The 19,216-nt window shown below is 35.8% G+C and carries 19 protein-coding genes; 6 read left to right on the forward strand and 13 right to left on the reverse strand.

The window, feature by feature from the left end:
• Positions 1 to 457 precede the first annotated feature (457 nt).
• The 6 genes from I5M32_RS14750 to I5M32_RS14775 all read right to left on the reverse strand — a co-directional run bounded on the left by I5M32_RS14750 (position 458) and on the right by I5M32_RS14775 (position 3,817).
• Positions 458 to 607 carry a lmo0937 family membrane protein gene (locus I5M32_RS14750; protein WP_200587713.1) on the reverse strand — a complete coding sequence of 50 codons (150 nt, stop codon included), beginning with the start codon at positions 605 to 607 and terminating at the stop codon, positions 458 to 460.
• Positions 608 to 786: 179 nt separating this feature from the next.
• A complete protein-coding gene (locus I5M32_RS14755) occupies positions 787 to 1,008 on the reverse strand; it encodes a DUF2795 domain-containing protein (protein ID WP_017258669.1) in 222 nt (73 codons plus the stop codon).
• A gap of 78 nt (positions 1,009 to 1,086) precedes the next feature.
• A complete protein-coding gene (locus tag I5M32_RS14760; protein ID WP_200587788.1) occupies positions 1,087 to 1,635 on the reverse strand; it encodes a cob(I)yrinic acid a,c-diamide adenosyltransferase in 549 nt (182 codons plus the stop codon).
• Between the two features lie 266 nt (positions 1,636 to 1,901).
• The gene (locus I5M32_RS14765) at positions 1,902 to 2,624 is read right to left on the reverse strand and encodes an ABC transporter ATP-binding protein (RefSeq protein WP_200587715.1); all 723 of its coding nucleotides are present in this window, start codon (positions 2,622 to 2,624) and stop codon (positions 1,902 to 1,904) included.
• Between the two features lie 64 nt (positions 2,625 to 2,688).
• Positions 2,689 to 2,979 carry an Asp-tRNA(Asn)/Glu-tRNA(Gln) amidotransferase subunit GatC gene (gene gatC / locus I5M32_RS14770; protein ID WP_200587717.1) on the reverse strand — a complete coding sequence of 97 codons (291 nt, stop codon included), beginning with the start codon at positions 2,977 to 2,979 and terminating at the stop codon, positions 2,689 to 2,691.
• A gap of 109 nt (positions 2,980 to 3,088) precedes the next feature.
• A complete protein-coding gene (locus I5M32_RS14775) occupies positions 3,089 to 3,817 on the reverse strand; it encodes a lysophospholipid acyltransferase family protein (protein WP_200587719.1) in 729 nt (242 codons plus the stop codon).
• 41 nt (positions 3,818 to 3,858) lie between these two features.
• Between I5M32_RS14775 and trpS the strand changes: the two genes are divergently transcribed.
• The 3 genes from trpS to kdsB all read left to right on the forward strand — a co-directional run bounded on the left by trpS (position 3,859) and on the right by kdsB (position 6,314).
• Positions 3,859 to 4,854, forward strand: a complete 996-nt coding sequence (gene trpS, locus I5M32_RS14780) for a tryptophan--tRNA ligase (protein ID WP_200587721.1) — start codon at positions 3,859 to 3,861, stop codon at positions 4,852 to 4,854.
• 96 nt (positions 4,855 to 4,950) lie between these two features.
• Entirely contained in the window at positions 4,951 to 5,565 is a 615-nt protein-coding gene (locus tag I5M32_RS14785) for a deoxynucleoside kinase (RefSeq protein WP_200587723.1), read from the forward strand.
• 8 nt (positions 5,566 to 5,573) lie between these two features.
• Entirely contained in the window at positions 5,574 to 6,314 is a 741-nt protein-coding gene (kdsB, locus tag I5M32_RS14790; protein WP_200587725.1) for a 3-deoxy-manno-octulosonate cytidylyltransferase, read from the forward strand.
• Positions 6,315 to 6,430: 116 nt separating this feature from the next.
• On the opposite strand, the gene I5M32_RS14795 is transcribed toward kdsB, so the two are convergent.
• The 3 genes from I5M32_RS14795 to I5M32_RS14805 form a co-directional block, all read right to left on the reverse strand.
• On the reverse strand, positions 6,431 to 6,925 hold the full coding sequence (locus tag I5M32_RS14795; RefSeq protein WP_200587728.1) for an FKBP-type peptidyl-prolyl cis-trans isomerase: 495 nt from the start codon (positions 6,923 to 6,925) through the stop codon (positions 6,431 to 6,433).
• A 30-nt stretch (positions 6,926 to 6,955) separates the two neighbouring features.
• Entirely contained in the window at positions 6,956 to 8,962 is a 2,007-nt protein-coding gene (locus tag I5M32_RS14800) for a thioredoxin domain-containing protein (protein ID WP_200587730.1), read from the reverse strand.
• A gap of 278 nt (positions 8,963 to 9,240) precedes the next feature.
• Entirely contained in the window at positions 9,241 to 10,461 is a 1,221-nt protein-coding gene (locus I5M32_RS14805; protein ID WP_200587732.1) for an ABC transporter permease, read from the reverse strand.
• A gap of 64 nt (positions 10,462 to 10,525) precedes the next feature.
• Here I5M32_RS14805 and I5M32_RS14810 point away from each other — a divergent pair, with 64 nt between their 5' ends.
• Positions 10,526 to 11,764, forward strand: a complete 1,239-nt coding sequence (locus I5M32_RS14810) for an exo-beta-N-acetylmuramidase NamZ family protein (protein ID WP_200587734.1) — start codon at positions 10,526 to 10,528, stop codon at positions 11,762 to 11,764.
• A 43-nt stretch (positions 11,765 to 11,807) separates the two neighbouring features.
• Here the strand turns inward: I5M32_RS14810 and I5M32_RS14815 are convergent, their stop codons facing one another.
• Entirely contained in the window at positions 11,808 to 13,604 is a 1,797-nt protein-coding gene (locus tag I5M32_RS14815) for a MutS-related protein (protein ID WP_200587736.1), read from the reverse strand.
• Positions 13,605 to 13,687: 83 nt separating this feature from the next.
• Positions 13,688 to 14,287, reverse strand: coding sequence for an OmpA family protein (locus I5M32_RS14820; protein ID WP_200587738.1), 600 nt, complete (start codon positions 14,285 to 14,287; stop codon positions 13,688 to 13,690).
• A 185-nt stretch (positions 14,288 to 14,472) separates the two neighbouring features.
• On the opposite strand from I5M32_RS14820, the gene I5M32_RS14825 reads away from it, so the two are divergent.
• Positions 14,473 to 14,841, forward strand: coding sequence for a response regulator (locus tag I5M32_RS14825; protein ID WP_200587740.1), 369 nt, complete (start codon positions 14,473 to 14,475; stop codon positions 14,839 to 14,841).
• Between the two features lie 57 nt (positions 14,842 to 14,898).
• Positions 14,899 to 15,372, forward strand: a complete 474-nt coding sequence (gene rlmH, locus I5M32_RS14830; RefSeq protein ID WP_200587741.1) for a 23S rRNA (pseudouridine(1915)-N(3))-methyltransferase RlmH — start codon at positions 14,899 to 14,901, stop codon at positions 15,370 to 15,372.
• Positions 15,373 to 15,689: 317 nt separating this feature from the next.
• Here the strand turns inward: rlmH and I5M32_RS14835 are convergent, their stop codons facing one another.
• Positions 15,690 to 17,567, reverse strand: a complete 1,878-nt coding sequence (locus tag I5M32_RS14835; RefSeq protein ID WP_200587742.1) for a DEAD/DEAH box helicase — start codon at positions 17,565 to 17,567, stop codon at positions 15,690 to 15,692.
• Positions 17,568 to 18,192: 625 nt separating this feature from the next.
• Positions 18,193 to 19,188: a biotin synthase BioB gene (gene bioB / locus I5M32_RS14840; protein WP_200587743.1), complete on the reverse strand. Its 996-nt coding sequence runs from the start codon at positions 19,186 to 19,188 to the stop codon at positions 18,193 to 18,195.
• Between the last annotated feature and the right edge of the window lie 28 nt (positions 19,189 to 19,216).

Consider the following 19,216-nt stretch of genomic DNA (forward strand, 5'->3'; position numbering starts at 1 on the left):
TTCTAATAAAATTAACCCTGTTTGTTTTTGGTTTGCAATTAAGCAAAGCAATTAACTAGCAACTTGAATTAATTATATAAAAAACCAGAAAAGCCATCATGCTAAAAAAACATTTGAAAATGAATATAATGGTTTATTGAAATTAAATGGTTTGGTTTAAAATCCTAAAAACGTTGACACATAAAACCCCAAGGTTGGAACCATGGGCTATGGTCGCTTTGCAATTAATAACCCATGGCTTTAGCCGTGGGTTATGACATATAAAACCCAAGGTTGAAACTTGGGCTATGATCGCGTTGCAAACATAACCCAAGGCTTTAGCCTTGGGTTATGACATATAAAACCCAAGGTTGAAACTTGGGCTATAATCGCCCTGCGATTAATCTACAACAGGTTTGACTTGAGCAAAAAAAACCCATGATCTAACAACCATGGGGTTCTAAATAAATTAAATAGCCTAGGCTCCTTTGATCACTCTTAATAAAATTGCGATGATTGCAATTACTAAAAGGATATGGATTAAGCCGCCACCAAAAGGTGTAACAAAAGCTCCAAAAATCCAGACGATAATTAAGATTACTGCGATTAAATAAAGTAAGTTTCCCATGATTGATATAATTTTAAGATTTAACAATTAATTTAATAAGGTTATTCCTAAAATTGCACCAAAGATGAAAAAATGCCCCAAAATAGTTTAAATGACTGTTTTACGTTAATACTTAAAATTTTAACCGTATATTAATTAAGACAAAAAAAAAAGACCCAAAGTAATTTCGGGTCTTTTCTCTAATATTCATCTTCATTAAAGAAGAAATCATCCTTGGTAGGATAATCAGGCCAAATCTCTTCTATGTTCTCATAAGGCTCGCCATCATCTTCTAACGCCTGTAAGTTCTCTATAACTTCAACAGGTGCGCCAGAGCGAATTCCGTAATCAATCAATTCATCTTTGGTAGCTGGCCAAGGGGCATCTTCTAAGTGAGATGCTAATTCTAACGTCCAATACATAATCTTAGAATTTATTTTTTTATATTTTGCAAAAGTATATTAATATTCAATCTTTACTAAAAAAGTTTTCAACAATTTTTAAACCCTTGGAATCCAATTATTTTCCTCGTTTTTATTGTCGAAAATCACTTTTCTGCTTAGCGTAAAAAGATAATCTGATAGTCTGTTCAAATAGATAAGCACATTTTCATCCATCGGGTTTGTTTCTGCCAAATGTACGGTATTACGTTCGGCCCTTCTGCAAACACACCTTGCAATATGGCAAAAAGAAGCGATCTGATTTCCTCCCGGCAAAACAAAGTGCTTTAATGGGGGCAAAACTTCGTTCATTTTATCCATCTCTTTTTCTAGCAAGATTACGTCTTCTTCTTTTAGATCGGGGATTTTCATTCTGGATTTTTCTGGATCAGATGCCAAAACAGAACCTATCGTAAACAATCGGTCCTGTATTTCTTTTAAAACCAGTTTATCGTTTCCAGAAATCTCTTGGTCTCTGATTAAACCGATATAAGAATTTAGCTCATCAACTGTTCCGTAAGCTTCTATCCTTAAATTATATTTCGGCACTCGTGTTCCTCCTATCAAAGAAGTTTGGCCTTTGTCGCCGGTTTTGGTATATATTTTCATTGATATTTTAACGATGTTTTTGATGAAAGTTTGGGAAATAATATTTGGTAAGAATAGTTTTGCGTTAACGATAGCAGCGACATCCTTTTTGCTCTTTTTTGCCATCCATGCAAATAGCAAAAAAGATATAGCGAATAGCGTGTTAAAACGCCCAAATAAAAAAATTAATCTATAAAATTTTAAATGAGATGATTTTAATATTCATCATTATCATAATAAAACATACTATTTGATTTAAATTTCTAAATTTTAATAAAAAGCATTTCTTACATGGCTTCTAACTTAGAAGAAACCGTTTTAATATCTTGGTTTTGATAATCTTCCTCGATCAAACCATCACGCATACGCACAATCCTATGAGCGTGTTGTGCAATATCCTCTTCGTGGGTTACAATAATGATGGTGTTTCCTTTAGAATGGATTTCCTCTATCAAGCCCATAATCTCGATGGATGTTTTGGTATCTAGGTTACCCGTGGGCTCATCTGCTAAAATGATAGATGGATTATTGATCAATGCCCTGGCAACTGCCACTCTTTGCCTTTGCCCGCCAGAGAGTTCATTTGGTTTATGATGGACCCTGTTCCCCAAACCTACATTTTCTAGGGCTTGCACCGATCTTGTATCCCTATCCTTCTTTTTAATACCGGCATAGATAAGTGGTAAGGCAACATTATCTTGTGCAGAAGACCGTGGCAAAAGGTTAAAAGTTTGAAAAACAAAACCGATTTCTTTGTTCCTTACGGTTGCCAATTCGCTATCCGTCATTTGGCTAACATTGATGCCGTTTAGAATATATTCGCCTTTTGTTGGGGTATCTAAGCAACCTAAAAGGTTCATCAAGGTAGATTTTCCAGAGCCAGAAGGCCCCATCAATGCAACAAACTCTCCTTTATTTATAGTTAGAGAAACCGATTTTAACGCATGAATAGTTTCTGCACCAATTACATATTTTCTTCCTAGATCATTAATGGTGATGAGTGGTTGCATATTGTTTTTCTTGTAAGACCTTAAAAAGCATTGTTTTGTTACAGCTTAACCTAAATTATTTCACTCACTTTTGGATAACCTTAGAAACTTTAAAGTATTCGTGATTTTTTAGCGGTGCATTGGATAAGGCTTCTTCCCTTGTCATTTCTTGTATTACCTCATCCTTACGTAAAACATTTACCGCATCGTTCATATAAATCAAAGGTTCTACGCCTTCTGTATCAAGCTCATTAAGTTTCGCCATAAAGCTTAATATTTCACTTAGCTCTTCAATAGAGCGTTCTTTCTCGGCCTCGGTTAATTCTAAACGAGCCAAATGAGCAATTTTATCTACCGTTTCTTTATCTATTTGCATTTTTTAAGTTTTAAGTTTTGGGTATGTGAGCTTCACATCTTAAATATCTGAACTAACTAACCACCCACAAAACAAGTAATAATGAACTAATGACTAATTAATTAACTAACTAATAATCAAGTTTAGAAGCAATCTTATCGTAAACCATTTGTTTCAAAACCTCATCATCCTTTACATCCATCCCGATAGTTTCAATAGGTTTGTGGATACAAATATGCGAAACTCCCGGCTTGCATCCATATTTAATTCCATCATCCCAAAATAATTTCCAGTTATCTTTTATGGTAACTGGTACAATTGCTATTTGATGTTCTATCGCTAACCTAAAAGGGCCACTCTTGAAGTGGTGCAAGATCGGTGGGTATTCTTCCCCAATCTTTCCTTCGGGGAAAATTATCGGAGACATTCCTGCCTCTATCCGTTCAGAGGTTTTTTTAAAGGCCCTAAAAGCAGAAATATTGCTCTCTCTTTTTAAAGGAATATCAATGGTCTCAAAAAATATCTTCGTAGCTGGGTTTTTCAATAATTCATCTTTACCTAAAAAAAAGAAATTGTTTTTAATCACTACGCTCATGGTAAAAATATCCAAGTTTGATGCGTGGTTGGGGCAAAAAATATAAGTTTTACCCCAATCAATGGGTTCCTCGTATTGCACCTTATATAAAAACCCACTTAAAACCGATGGGAAAAGCGCACATATTCTTCTTACCTTGTTCAATAACGGATACCTACTTTCTTTTCTAGAGAAATAATAAACAAAGGGATAGGTAAAGACAAATATCAATCCCACCATCGCTAAATGCCAATATCTTAAACCTTGCTTTAAAATTGCTTTCATCTTCAATCAAAAATAGAAATTTTCTGTACTTTCGCCACAATATGGAAACTGTTGTTAGCGGAATCCGGAGTACCGGAAAATTACATCTTGGAAATTATTATGGAGCGGTAAACAATTTTGTGAAGATGCAAAACGAATATAATTGCTTCTTTTTTATCGCCGATTATCATTCATTAACTACGCACCCTACCCCACAAGATCTGCATGGAAACATCAAACAAGTTTTGGTAGAATATTTAGCCGCAGGTTTAGACCCAGAAAAAACCACGCTTTACATCCAATCTGATGTACCAGAGATTGCCGAGCTATATTTATACATGAACATGAACGCTTATGTAGGCGAGCTGGAACGTAGCGCATCTTTTAAAGATAAAATTAGGGCAAACCCCAACAATGTTAACGCAGGTTTATTAACGTACCCTGTTTTAATGGCTGCCGATATTTTGATCCACCATGCTACAAAAGTGCCCGTAGGAAAAGATCAAGAACAGCATTTGGAGATGAGCCGTACCTTCGGCAATCGTTTTAACCATTTATACCAAACAGAATACTTTAGAGAGCCTTATGCCTTCAATTATACCAATGATCTAATTAAGATACCGGGTTTAGACGGAAAAGGTAAAATGGGCAAATCTGAAGGAGAGATGAACGCGGTTTATCTTTCTGATTCTCCAGAAACCATCAGAAAAAAGGTAATGAGGGCGGTTACGGATGCCGGGCCAACCCAAGAAAATCAGGAAAAACCGCAAGAGATACAAAATCTTTTTGATTTGATGAAAGTGGTCTCGCCCGCCGATACTTTGAGCCATTTTGATGATCTTTACGCAAAGTGCCAGATAAGATATGGCGATTTTAAAAAGGCTTTGGCCGAGGATATGATCATCGCAACGCAGCCTATCAGAGAAAAAATCGAAGATATATCTAAAGATAGCAAGCTATTAAGGCAAGTGGCCAAGCATGGAGCTATTAAAGCAAGGGAAAGCGCTCAAAAAACAATTAAAGAAGTTAGGGAAATAATTGGCTTTAAATCTTTTTAATAATTAGATTTAAAAATCATAAAGTTTTTAAACTATCATTTTGAAACTTATTGTTCAAAACTTTCTACTTTTAACCTTATACTTTAACTCACAAAAATGCACATAGCAATTGTAGGAAACATCGGAGCGGGAAAAACAACCCTTACAGAACTTTTAGCCAAGAATTATGGCTGGGAAGCCATGTATGAAGCGGTTGATCAAAACCCCTACCTAGAAGATTTTTATAGCGATATGAAAAGATGGAGCTTTAACCTTCAGATCTATTTTTTAAATAGCCGTTTTCAACAGATTAGGGAAATCCAAAGTGGGCAAAAAGACATCATTCAAGATCGTACAATTTATGAAGATGCGCATATTTTTGCAGAAAACCTACATGAAATGGGGTTAATGACCACCCGTGATCATGATAATTACAGGGCTATTTTTGATAACATTACTTCTTACATTAACGCCCCGCATTTATTGATCTATTTAAAAGCATCGGTACCTACTTTGGTAGAAAATATACAACGCAGGGGAAGAGAGTACGAGGCGGGGATAAGGATTGATTATCTGCAAAAATTAAACGAAAAGTATAACAACTGGATCAAAGGTTACCAAGAAGGTAAATTGTTGATCTTGGATAAAGATAAATTAGATTTTGCCAACAATCCTGAAGATCTGGGTTTTGTGATCGATAGCATAGAGAGAGAAATAAACGGATTGTTTTAAAAAAATAGATGAAAATACTGGGAATTATCCCTGCTAGATACGATTCTACCCGATTTCCGGGTAAACCCTTGATTGATCTTGCAGGAAAAAGCATGATCCAAAGGGTTTACGAACAAGCAAAAAAAGCATCTTCTTTGGCCGATGTAGTTGTGGCCACTGATGATGAGCGTATTTTTAAGGCCGTAAAGAAATTTAAAGGCAACGTGATCATGACTTTGCCAAGCCACAAAAGCGGTACAGACCGTTGTGCAGAGGTTTCTAAAAAGATGATCGGTTTCGATGCGATCATCAACATACAAGGCGATGAACCCCTTATTGATCCCAAACAGATTAATTTATTGGCCAATTGTTTCAATGATATATCTACAGAACTGGCCACTTTGGTAAAAAAGATTGAAACCGATGAAGAGCTATTCAATCAAAACACCCCAAAAGTGATCATCAATAAAAATTCTGAGGCTATTTATTTTAGCCGACAGGTTATCCCTTTCATTAAGGGTGTATCCACTGATCAGCTCTTAAAGACCCACATTTTTTATAAACATATAGGCATATACGGTTACCGCACCACCACGCTAGGTATTATTTCTAAGCTTAAATTAGGGAATTTAGAGCAGTCAGAACAGCTAGAACAATTGCGTTGGATAGAAAACGGTTATACCGTTAAGGTTGCGCTAACCAAAAAAGAAAGTTTGGCAATTGATGTACCAGCCGATGTGAACAAGGTATTAGAAGCCCTAAAAAAATAGTTTATAAACCCCAAAAGCAAATCGGGTTTTATCAAAAACGGCGATCTAAATATTCATAAAATAATATTTGATGTCGATTTGATATTTCGCAAACCAACATCAAACATTGATTTATTTTAGTGTTGGTGGCCACCTTCGCCATGTACATGGCCATGTTCTAATTCTTCTTTTGTTGCTGGGCGTACATCTTGGATGGTTCCGTTAAAATGCAACTCGTGGCCAGCCATGGGGTGGTTTAAATCTGCCAGAACAGCATCTTCTGTAATAGAAACAACCCTAGCTTGAAACTGACCCCCGTTGTTATCTTGCAAAGGCAAAATAGTGCCTATTTCTGGTAAAGGCTGGTCGCCAAACATATCTTTTGGAAGCGGCGCAACCGCCTTTTCATCGTATTCCCCATAGCCTTCTTCTGCAGAAAGAGAGAAAGAATAATCATCTCCAATGGCCAAACCGCTCAAATGCTCTTCAAACTTGGGCAACATCATGCCTACACCATATAAAAACACCAAAGGTTGTTCTGTTGTGGCACTTTCTACGTGTTTTTTTTCCCCATTTTCTGTTACGTACAAATCGTAAGTTACACTTACTACATTATTATTGTCAATTTTCATGTTTTGTTTTTTCAGAAACCAAATCTGTTTCTATTCAAAAATTTGTTTAATTACTTCACTAACATCACTCACTGGCAGTTTACAACTTTTATCTTTACAAACAAAAATTTTAGTCTCTCCAACAAACTTGTCTTGCAACAAAGGTAAATTTCCATCCTTACCCCCCAAAATTATCTTGTTAGGAATGTAAAGTTTTTCTATTTCTTTACGTTTAAGTGAAGCTTCGGGGCCTGTAATGGCAATTTCAAAGCTCCCCGTTATCTCTTCCAATAATAATGATGCCCAATTTGAATAACCAGACGCATAAGATTTTATCTTTGGGAATACCATCATCAGCATTTTTTGATAAGTTTTTTGATAATGTTTATTATCGAAAAATAAACCCAGTTTTTTAAGGTTCCATGCCATTACAGAGTTTGAAGCTGGGATTACATTATCTAAAACTTCATATTTCCTGGCAATTAATGCTTCGTCTTGGTTAGAGGTGTAGAAAAACATTCCAGAACTTTCATCTGTAAAATGATCTAAAACGTAATCTGTTAAGGCCTTCGCCGATGTTAGGTAGGTTTGGTTAAAAGTGGCTTCGTATAAACTGATGAGTGCATCTATCAGCAAGGCATAATCATCCAAAAAACCGCTGATGCTGGCCTTTCCGTCCTTATAATTTCTATATATTACGCCATCTTCTTTCATCAAATTATTTTGGATGAAACTGATGTTCTGCAAAGCTAGATCCAAAAATTTTTCATCGGCGAAAGCCTGATAAGCATTTACCAAACCTTTTAACATCAAGGCGTTCCAAGATGTTAAGATCTTATCGTCCAAACCCGGATGTATCCTTTTATTTCTTACTGTCAAAAGTTTATCCCTGCAGTTCTTGAGCAAACGGTTAAGATCATTTTCTGTTAGATCAAAGGCACCGGCAAATTCTTCCTTTTCTTTTCTTACCCACAAATTATTGATGTGTTCTTCGTCCCAATTTCCTTCGTCTGTTACCTGATAAAAAAGATCAAATATCTCTGCATCTTTTCCTAAGATTTTATCAATTTCCTTTTTATCCCAAGTGTAAAACTTGCCTTCAACACCTTCGCTATCTGCATCTAAAGCAGCATAAAAACCACCTTCAGATGATGTCATCTCTCTTTTTAACCAATCGTAGGTTTCATAAACTACCTCTTTATATCGCTCTTCTCCGCACCATTTATAAGCATCAGCATAAAGCGAGATTAACTGCCCGTTATCATAAAGCATTTTTTCAAAATGTGGGATATGCCATTTACCATCAACAGAATAACGGGCGAAACCACCGCCCAAGTGATCATAAATACCCCCTGCCGCCATTTTATCTAAGGTTAAGCGCACAATTACGTGGGCGGCTTCATCTTTTAAGATATGTGCGGTTTTCATTAAAAAGCTCCAATTGTTTGGCATCGGGAATTTTGGCGCTCTGTTATGGCCGCCTTCGGTAAAATCGAAAAGCATTTTCCAAGGCTCTAAAATATCTTTTAAATCTTTTTCAGTATAAGCTTCTTCTTTATTTATAAAATTCAATTTATCCGATTGTTTGATGCCATCGGTAAGTTTTACCGCATAATCTTCTGCTTCATCTGGCTTGGTTTCATAGAAATGCGCCAGATTGGTCAGCAGGTTTATCCAATCTTGTTTGGGGAAATAAGTTCCTCCGTAAATAGGGCGTTGATCTGGTAAACAGAAACAGTTTAGTGGCCAGCCTCCTCTTCCTGTCATCAACTGAACGGCCGTCATATATATTTGGTCAATATCCGGGCGTTCTTCCCTATCAACCTTTATACAAACAAAAAATCGGTTCATCAGTTCTGCAACTTCTTCGTTTTCAAAGCTTTCATGCTCCATTACGTGGCACCAATGGCAAGCAGAATAGCCAATGCTCACCAAAATCAATTTGTTTTCTTTTTTAGCTTTTTCTAAAGCTTCTTTACCCCAAGGAAACCAATTTACGGGGTTGTTTGCGTGTTGTAAAAGGTAGGGAGAGCTAGAATTTTTGAGTTGATTGGACATATTACCTAATTAACCACCAAAATTATGATGTGTTTTTATTTTGTTTAAATGGGTTTTGGACAAAGGTAAAATACTAATTAAAATTTAGCCACTAATTTACCAATGCTCACAAATGTTATTGAAAAGATTGATCACAAAAATATTTGTTAAGCTAAAGATCATAATTTAACATTAGGGCATTAAGAAAAATGAAGCTTTTAATGATTCAATAATTTAAAACTGCTTAAATTATTGAAATTACAGCCTTTGAAGATTTAGAGAATTGGCGGCAAAAAAACCTATTTAAAAGCAATCGCTTTTATTGGGGTAATCTTGGTAACCAACATAGATGGTATTAACAAAACCAACAAACAAATAGCCAATGTTCCTGCGTTTATTAAAAGAACATCAACAATATTAAATTGAACTGGTATAAACTTCATGTAATAAGAAGCTTCGTCCAGTTTAAAAAAATGGGTTTGTTGCTGTAAAAAACCTAAACCCAGGCCAAAAATATTGCCCAAGAGCATCCCCACCCCTACCAAATAAAGGGCATTGTAAAGAAAAATTTTTCTTACACCCCAATTGGTCTCTCCCAAAGCTTTCAATAAACCTATCATATTGGTGCGTTCTAAGATCATGATCAATAAAGCAGAAATCATGTTGATAACGGCAACCACCAGCATTAAAATTAAGATGACCTGCGCATTTACATCCAACAGGGAAAGCCAATCAAATATGAGCGGATAATTCTCTTTAACAGAAACGGTTTTGATTTGTGGCGGTAAATAATTACCGAGTTCTACGGCAAAATGGTCTAATCTGGCAAAATCAGAAATCTTTATTTCATAACCTCCAACTTCGTCCTTTTTCCAATCGTTTAATCTCCTTATCAAAGAAATATCGCCAACTACGTAGGTTTTATCAACTTCTTCTACTCCGGTGTTGTAAATCCCAACTATTTCAAATTTCCGCTTTCTTAAAGCTTCTTGTATAAAATACATCAGAAAATCGTCGCCAATTTTAAGATTTAAACGTTTAGCTAATTTTTCTGAAATGATGATCTGTTTTGAAGCGGCCGTACTATCAGAAAAATCTATGGTTTTGCCGGCAACCAAGATGTTTTTAAAATAAGACCAATCGTAAGTAGGATCAACACCTTTAAAAACCACGCCTTCAACCTCGTTATTTGCCTTAATGATTCCGGGTTTTGTGGCAAACGGCACAATATGCTCTACTCCTTTTTCTTTTTTTGCAGCCAGTAAATTTTTGCTCTGCAAGGTAAAGGGAGAATTTTCATAAGACGAGTTTAAATCGTATTTAATAAATTGAATATCACCGCTAAACCCCCTAACTTTTTCCCTTATTTCACTTTTAAAACCTTTAACAATTGCTACCGATAAAATCATTACGCCCAAACCTAACATAATGCCTACAATGGCAATGCGCACAATCAATTTAGAGAAAGTCCGTTCTGCTTTTAATGAAATCCTGTTTGCTATAAATAATCCTAAATTCAAAAGCTTTTTGTTAATTTGATAATCGCAAATATGCAATCAATTCTATAAAAACATTCTTTAAAAGATGATAAATATAAAGTTTAATCTGTTCTTTTTGTTGATAATGACTTTAACAATGGCCTGCAACAGCTGTAATACGGCAAAAGTAGAGACCATAAAAAGGGATATAAGGCCAACAAACAACATTGGGTATGATCATAAGATACTTACGGGAGCCGATCAAACCAATAAGTATCTGCAAATTTTAAAAGGAAAGAAATTAGGATTAGTAGTAAACCAAACCGCAGAAATAAATGGTATTAATTTGGTAGATTCTTTTAAAAACTTAGGCCTAAACATCAAAGCTATCTTTGGCCCAGAGCATGGTTTTAGAGGAACAGCAGATGCCGGAGAAAATGTTGGGAACTACATCGATAAAAAAACCGGCATTCCCGTTATTTCGCTTTATGGAACTAAAAGTGCGCCCTCAAAAGAAGATTTGAAAAATATTGACCTGATGATTTTTGATATTCAAGATGTGGGTGCAAGGTTTTACACTTTTACCATTACCATGGCTAAAATTATGCAGGCTTGCGCCGATAACAACATCCCATTGATGATTTTAGACCGACCAAACCCTAACGGGAATTTAATTGACGGGCCGGTTTTAAATCCCAATTTTAAATCTGGAGTTGGGATGCACCAAATACCAATTGCCCATGGACTGACCGTTGCCGAATTTGCCCAAATGATCAATGGGGAAGGTTGGTTAAATGGCAATAAAAAATGCAAGCTAATCATCATAAAAAACGCTAATTATAAGCATAACGATGAATATATTTTACCTGTAAAACCATCTCCAAATCTTCCAAATAACCTTTCTATTTATTTATATCCAAGTTTATGTTTGTTTGAAGGGACGGTAATAAGCCAAGGAAGAGGAACTTTATTCCCTTTTCAGGTTTTGGGCCATCCGCTTTTAAAAGGGAAATATAATTTTACTTTTACCCCCAAAAGCATTGATGGGATGAGCAAAAACCCACCATTAGAAAATCAGGTTTGTTATGGTATCGATTTTAGAAAAATGGATGTAGAAAAAATCAGGAATGAGAAAGAGCTAAATATTAAATTGTTAATCGATGTTTACAATGCCTTTCCCGATAAGGCTCATTTTTTTAATGCTTTCTTTAATAAATTGGCAGGAAACGATATTTTGATGCAACAAATTAAAGATGGTAAAACCGAAAAAGAAATTAGGGATAGTTGGCAACCAGCCTTAAATAATTATAAATCGATGAGAAAAAAATATCTTTTGTATAATTGATTCGGGTGCTTTTTGCTTTCAGCCTTGAGCTTTTAGCTTAATTCTATTCTTCAATTTCGATCCCTATCGCTTTTAAAAGCATAGATGCGTTAAACGTTTTGCACTCGCCAATTTTAATTTTGTAATCAAAATACATCTCTTGTTTTTCTACCGTAATATCGAAATGGTAGTTTCTTAATTGTTTTGGGTATTCTTTTTCTAAGTCGGCAATTTGTAGATCATGGGTGGCTATTAAACCTGGTGTTTTTTGAGTAATCAGTTTTTTGATCAATACCTTAGATCCTAGGTATTTATCTTTGCTATTTGTTCCACGCAGCATTTCATCAATCAAAACAAAGCTATTTTGGTTAGCTGTGGTAAAGTCTAAAATCATTTTTAAACGGTCAATCTCTGCCTTAAAAGTAGAAGTTTGATTAGCCAAAGAATCTTTGATCCGCATGTAGCTGATCAAACTAAAAATAGAAGTTTCCATTTTTTCTGCGCAAACTTTTGCCCCTGCAAAAGCCAAAACCATATTAATCCCAATGGTTCTTAAAAAAGTAGATTTACCTGCCATGTTAGACCCCGTAATTATATCAATGGTTATATTATCTGTTAAGTGAAAATCATTAGCTATACGCTTTTGATCAGTAATTAAAGGGTGCCCAATTGCAACGGTATTTAGATGATGGCTATTTAAGATTTTAGGGTAAACCCAATCAGAATGATTGTGGCCCAATGTTGCTAGGCTCAAAAGAGATTCAAAATTTACAAGAACATCAAAAGCATTTATTATTTCTAGTTGATTTTTTGCTTCCCAAACAGCTAATCTTTTCAACGTTTTTAAATCCCATTGAAAAAACAGATTAAGAAAAATGCCAACTATGGGGTTTAACCTACTATTTAAACTGTTCAATATTTTGGATAACTCAAATATTTCTTTGCTGATCAGGTTATCTCCTTTTTTTATCGATGATTTTAAATTGACCAGTAAACTACTTGCCCATTCCACCTGCTCTATCCACTTTAAGTTTTCGGCATAATTTTCTAATCCACTCACGCTTTTGCTAATTTGTTCATGTAAGGCATCAATGTCTTTTTTGTAAAACATGTAGCCAGCTCCACTAAGCAAAAGCGTTAAGCCTAAAATATTCCATAAAATCCCGTTAAAAATAACTGCAGCAAATAAAACACCCGTAGTAATTATCGGAATTGCGGCAACAAAAACCTTGGTGGGTTTTTTCTTTAAGAAATCGAGTTTATTGGGTAAATAATCTTTAAAAAAAAGTTTTAATGTTGGTATTTCATTTAAGTTTAAACCAAATAACCTAGCCCTAAAATTTAGGTTATTTTCTTGTTTTCCGCTCAATTCTTCCACAGCTTTTTGTCGCTCTTCAATAATGGTTTTCTCGGCATAAACGCTAAGCCATTTTGCCAACAAATTTTGGGCATCTAAAGTACTGCACCTATTTAAGTAGGCAAATAAAGAATGTTCACCAAAAATATCCAGATCATCTGTATAAGGATGGTTGGGGTTACAAAACCTTGTACCATCATCATAAATGTTAGTTTTACCATCTTTAACATTGATCTCATTTTTTACCAAAAGTTCTTTAGTGATCAAGAATTTTAAATGGTTTTGATGATTTGTTTGCACTTTTACCAAATACAAAAAACCTATTAACGATAAAGTAGTGATAACAATTAATGCTTCAATCCCTTGATTAAAAAATAGGTAAACCAACAAAATATCCAAACCAAACAGAAAAAGCCGGGCAAAAGAATATTGGTTGATCAATTTTTTAAAGGCCCTGATCTCTTTCTCTAAATTTTCTCTTTGTACTATATAGTCTTCTATCATTTTAAATTTTTAAGCCAATTATATTATAAAAGAAAAACCGTCTGTTTTCACATACGGTTTTCTGGTTTGGTCTTAGGGTGTTTTTAATTTTCTGGCTCAATCTCTACTCTTCTGTTCAAAATCCTACCTGCTTCGGTATTATTGTCTGCAATAGGATTAGACTCTCCAAATCCTTTGGTAATCAATCTATTAGATGCAATTCCGTTGTTAACCAAATACGCTTTAACAGCATTTGCCCTATCAATAGATAACATCATGTTCCTTTTTTCTGTTCCTTCTGCAGAAGAATTACCTTTTAATAAATATTTAGTGTCGCCAGATTTTTTAATTTGTTGTGCAATTTTCTCTAAAGTTTCATAAGACGATGTTTTCAAAACAGATGAGTTAAACTCGAATTGAATGTTTTTATAGTCAAAAGCTTTTTCTATAACCTTTGGGCAGCCGCCATTATCTGCATCACCTTTAACTTCTGGGCAATCGTCTTTATCGTCTGGTACACCATCGCCATCGGTATCAATGGGTTTAACGGGTTCAATCTTTTTTGGTGGTTCTACAACTTCTTTTACCGGCTCCGGAGCAGGAGGTGCAACCGGTTTTTTTGCTTTACAAGAAGTGTAAAAAATAGATACCGCACATAATGCGATCAAAATAACGATTTTACTAATGTTGTGTTTAATATTCATGTTCAATGATAACGAAAATTGAGAACTTAAATAAAAATCTTTAAATATATTTGGGATAATTTAACATTTATGATGTGGATAAAAAAAAGCAAGATTTTGGTCATTCTTTTTCCCCGTTTAAAATAATTCCATACATTTATTGTTTAAACCTATAATTATAAAAGAGGGTATTTTTGGTTGATATTATGAATAATATATTAATTATAGACGACGAGATTGGGATTTGCCTTATTATGTCTAAATTCTTAACCAAGAATGGATACCATACCACTACAGCAGAAAGTGGTGCCACCGCCTTTGAAGAACTTAAAAAAAAGAAATTCGACCTTGTTTTAAGTGATTTTAGGTTAGAGGATACAGACGGAAGGGAAATATTAAGAAGGATAAAAGCAGAATATCCAGAGCTGATTGTAATTATAGTGAGTGGTTTTGGAGACCCAAATTTAGCTGCTGAATTGATAAGAATGGGTGCTTATGATTTTATCAATAAACCTATTTACCCAAATGTTATCTTAGAAACCGTAGAGAGGGCCTTGGCACAAAAATCTGTGTGAGAGAAGTCTCTGATGATCTTTCAAATACCAAAACCAGGTTTAAATTATCTTTGAATCATGAAAATAACACTGTTGGTAATAGGAAAAACCGATGATGCATATTTGATAGAAGGCTTGGATAAATACCTGAAGCGTTTAAAACACTATATCAAATTTGAACTACAGGTTTTACCAGATTTGAAAAAAACAAAAAATTTAACCGAGCAAGAACAAAAAATAAAGGAAGCAGCGCTTTTTTTTAAATTTATACAACCACAGGATGATATTATACTGCTAGATGATAAAGGCTCCGAATTAAGTTCGACCCGTTTTGCAGATTTATTGAACAAGAAGATGATCGCAAATGTTGGGCACCTGATATTTCTAGTTGGTGGCCCTTATGGTTTTGACGCTTCTATTTACCAACGGGCAAACCAGAAATTATCTTTGTCTAAACTTACTTTCTCGCATCAAATGGTAAGATTATTTTTTGTAGAGCAGGTTTACCGGGCTTTTACCATCTTAAAAGGAGAACCCTATCATCATGAATAGTTAATAGTTATGGATTTATTTGGGATAAAAAGAAATTATAGGTTTAAAGGAAACCAGCCAAATAACGAAAATAGGTTATTCTGGATTTTGGCTATTTTGGTAAGTGCTATTTTTCTGCTCATTTATATTTACAGGTAACCTGTTATCTATCAAATTTTTGCAAAATTAAAATACTGGTTATTATCAATAATTTAAGCAATCTTTAATAATTGGCAACTATAAGCCCAATTATATAACCGGTAATATTAAAGAGCATAAAAGCAAAAAAAGAGGCTCCTCAAAAGTGAAACCTCTTTCTAATATATAATAAACAATACTTAATCGTTATTTCTGCGTCTTCTTCCTCCGCCACCAAAACCACCTCTATCACCACCGCCATCGCTTCTTCTGCTTCCTCCACCAGAAAAATCTCTAAAACCACTTCCCCTCTCACCGCTACTGCGTCCGCCGCTACTTCTTCTTCTCTCGCCACCGCCATAGCCGCCGCCACCACGTCTTTCGCCACCACCGTAACCGCCGCTTCTTCTTTCGCCTCCACCACGTCTCTCGCCGCCGCCGGTAGATTCACCAGAAACTTCAATCCTAACATCCCGGCCGTGAAAATCTATAGGTTTAAAGGCCTCTGTAATTTTTTCTACAAATTCTGTCTCAACTTCAAAGAAAGAGAAAACACCTTTCATATCTATTTTACCAACAGATTTACCCGAAATACCTGCATTATTGCAAATATAACCCAAAAGGTCTCCTCTGCTAAAGTCATCTACGGCACCTAAGTTGATGAACAAACGGGTAAAACCTTCGCTGGCCGATCTAGAACCTCTTTCGCCACGCTCACCTCTTTCCCTTCTATCTCCACCCCTATCATCGGCATCGGCATTAAGGTCTCTTGCGCTTTTGTAATATTCTAAAAACCTGTTAAACTCTAAAGACACAAAACGTTTGATAATATCCTCTTTGCTCATATCGGCAAATTCATCCATTATCCTTGGCAAATACTGGTCAATTTGCTTATCGTTTACTTCAACCTCGTTTACTTTATGAACCAAACCAAACAGTTGCTTTTCAACAACATCAAACCCGCTTGGGATTTCTGCCTTTGTAAATTGTTTTCCAATGGTTTTCTCTATCTGCCTTATTTTACCTACCTCCCTAGAGTTGATGATGGCGATAGAAATGCCTGATTTTCCTGCCCTACCGGTTCTACCGCTACGGTGTGTGTAATTTGCAATTTCATCTGGTAAAGAGTAGTTGATCACGTGGGTAACCTCGTTTACATCTATACCACGGGCGGCTACATCAGTTGCGATCAACAATTGTAAACTTCTATCGCGGTAACGCTTCATTACCTTATCACGCTGTTGCTGAGATAGATCTCCGTGTAAAGCATCGGCATTGTAACCGTCTTTTACCAAAGATTCTGCAATTTCTTGGGTTTCTATCTTGGTACGGCAAAAAACGATCCCAAAAATATCAGGCGTATAATCTACTATACGTTTAAATGCGGCATATTTATCACGAGCTTTAACGATATAATACTCATGTTCTATATTAACGTTACCTGTGTTTTTGGTTCCCATGGTCAACTCTTTCGGGTCGGTCATGTAGTTTTGGGCAATCGCCCTCACTTCACGTGGCATGGTAGCCGAGAATAACCAAGTTTTCTTGGTTTTTGGAGTAGTCGATAATATATCATCGATATCCTCCTGGAAACCCATGTTCAACATCTCATCGGCTTCGTCTAAAACAACGTAACTAACTTCAGAGAAGTCTATGGCTTTTCTGTTCAAAATGTCTTTCATCCTACCTGGGGTAGCAACTACAATCTGAACGCCTCTTTTAATGTCGCGTAATTGGTTAACGATGTTGGCACCGCCATATACGGCAACCACGTTTACATTAGAAAGGTTTTTTGCATAATTTTTAATGTCGTTGCTGATCTGCAAACAAAGTTCGCGGGTTGGGCAAAGAATTAAAGCTTGAGGGAAATTTTTCTTGTAGTCTATTAGTTCTAAAAGTGGAAGACCAAATGCTGCGGTCTTTCCGGTTCCTGTCTGGGCTAATCCGACAAAATCGTTGCTGCCTGATAACAAAACTGGAATGGCACTTTCCTGAATCGGAGTTGGGCTTTCAAAACCTAACTCGGTTATCGCATTAACAATATCTTCACGGATCCCCAATTCATTGAATGGGTTCATGATAATAAATAAGATTTAACAACATCGCTAAATCGGGCGCAAAGATAGCGTTTTCTTTTTATATAAGCAAAGTTGTGGGATTAATAGTTGGATGCGAGAATTTTGACGGTTACCCTGATGGGATGATTGCTTTCAAAATTGGAGGAGCTGGATCAAGCCATTCCAAATAATTTTTATTGCTTTAACATACGGAATAATCAGCTTAAGTTTTAAGCAGAATCATCGAACTTGCAACAAGAGGAAGTAAATCAATTCGGAATTTCTGACATCACAAGTCTCAAAGCCATAAAAATTGTAGATAAAAAAGCGGGAAACCTTTACAGATGATTTTTATAGAAAACGCTTCAGATGCAACGGATACCTCTTACAAACGGGTGATTACCATGCTGATGCTATGATGGGTTTTCGCTTGGAGACCAGCTTGGACGGACATAAAATCAATTATGATTATTAGCTGTTAGATAAAAGAGAACATCTTTTTAAATTCAATCCGCAACCTTCTACTAGGTTTTGATCAAACTTTTAGACAAGGTTAATCTGGCTCTTGGCAAAATAAAAAGGCCCAGCAAAAAAATGTTTACAGGGCTTTTAATTTAATATGATTTAATAAATTTTAAACAGGCTTTTATACCTGATCTAATATTTCCTTTTCTTGAGGCCTACCATTTTTGAATGCCTTACGTGGCGTTAAACCTAATAGCTCAAACATCGCCATATCATCTTTAAACTCTGGATTTGGAGTGGTTAAAAGTTTATCGCCCGCAAAAATAGAATTTGCACCAGCCATAAAGCAAAAAGCTTGTTCTAATGTGCTCATTTCGTTTCTACCTGCAGATAAACGTACAACGGTTTTAGGCATCACAATCCTAACGGTTGCGATCATCCTAACCATATCCCAAATACTTACCCTAGGTTGATCGGCCAATGGTGTTCCTTTAACAGGCACCAAAGCATTTACCGGTACCGATTCTGGATGTTGGGCCATATTGGCCAAAACTTTAATCATGGCAATTCTATCATTTACGGTTTCCCCTAAACCAATAATCCCACCGCTACAAACGGTCAGTTTTGCCTTACGAACGTTTTCTATGGTTTTTAAACGATCGTCATAGGTTCGGGTAGAGATTATGCGTTTATAATCCTCTTCGGATGTATCTAGATTATGATTATAAGCATATAAACCCGCATCGGCCAATCTCTGGGCTTGGTTGGCATTTAGCATGCCCAAAGTACAGCAAACTTCCATATCCATTCCATTAACCGCCTTAACCATCTCGATCACCTTATCAAAATCGCGGTTATCACGCACCTCACGCCATGCGGCCCCCATACATAACCTAGAAGCTCCGCCATCTTTTGCTTTTTGGGCAACGGCAATTACCTCATCAACCTTCATCATGGCCTGCACCTCCAAATCTGTTTGGTAGCGGGCGGCTTGAGGGCAATAAGCACAATCTTCTGGACAGCCTCCGGTTTTTATTGAAATAAGTGAGCTAATCTGCACTTCTGAATAATCTTTATTTTCACGATGAATACTAGCGGCCTGATAAACCAAATCTAAAAATGGTTGATTATAAATAGCTAATATTTCTTCTTTTGTCCAGTTGTGTTTTGTTTGCATTTGTTTTATTTAAAAATTATACCAACTA

This window comes from Pedobacter segetis, assembly GCF_016623585.1.
Taxonomy (GTDB): domain Bacteria; phylum Bacteroidota; class Bacteroidia; order Sphingobacteriales; family Sphingobacteriaceae; genus Pseudopedobacter; species Pseudopedobacter segetis.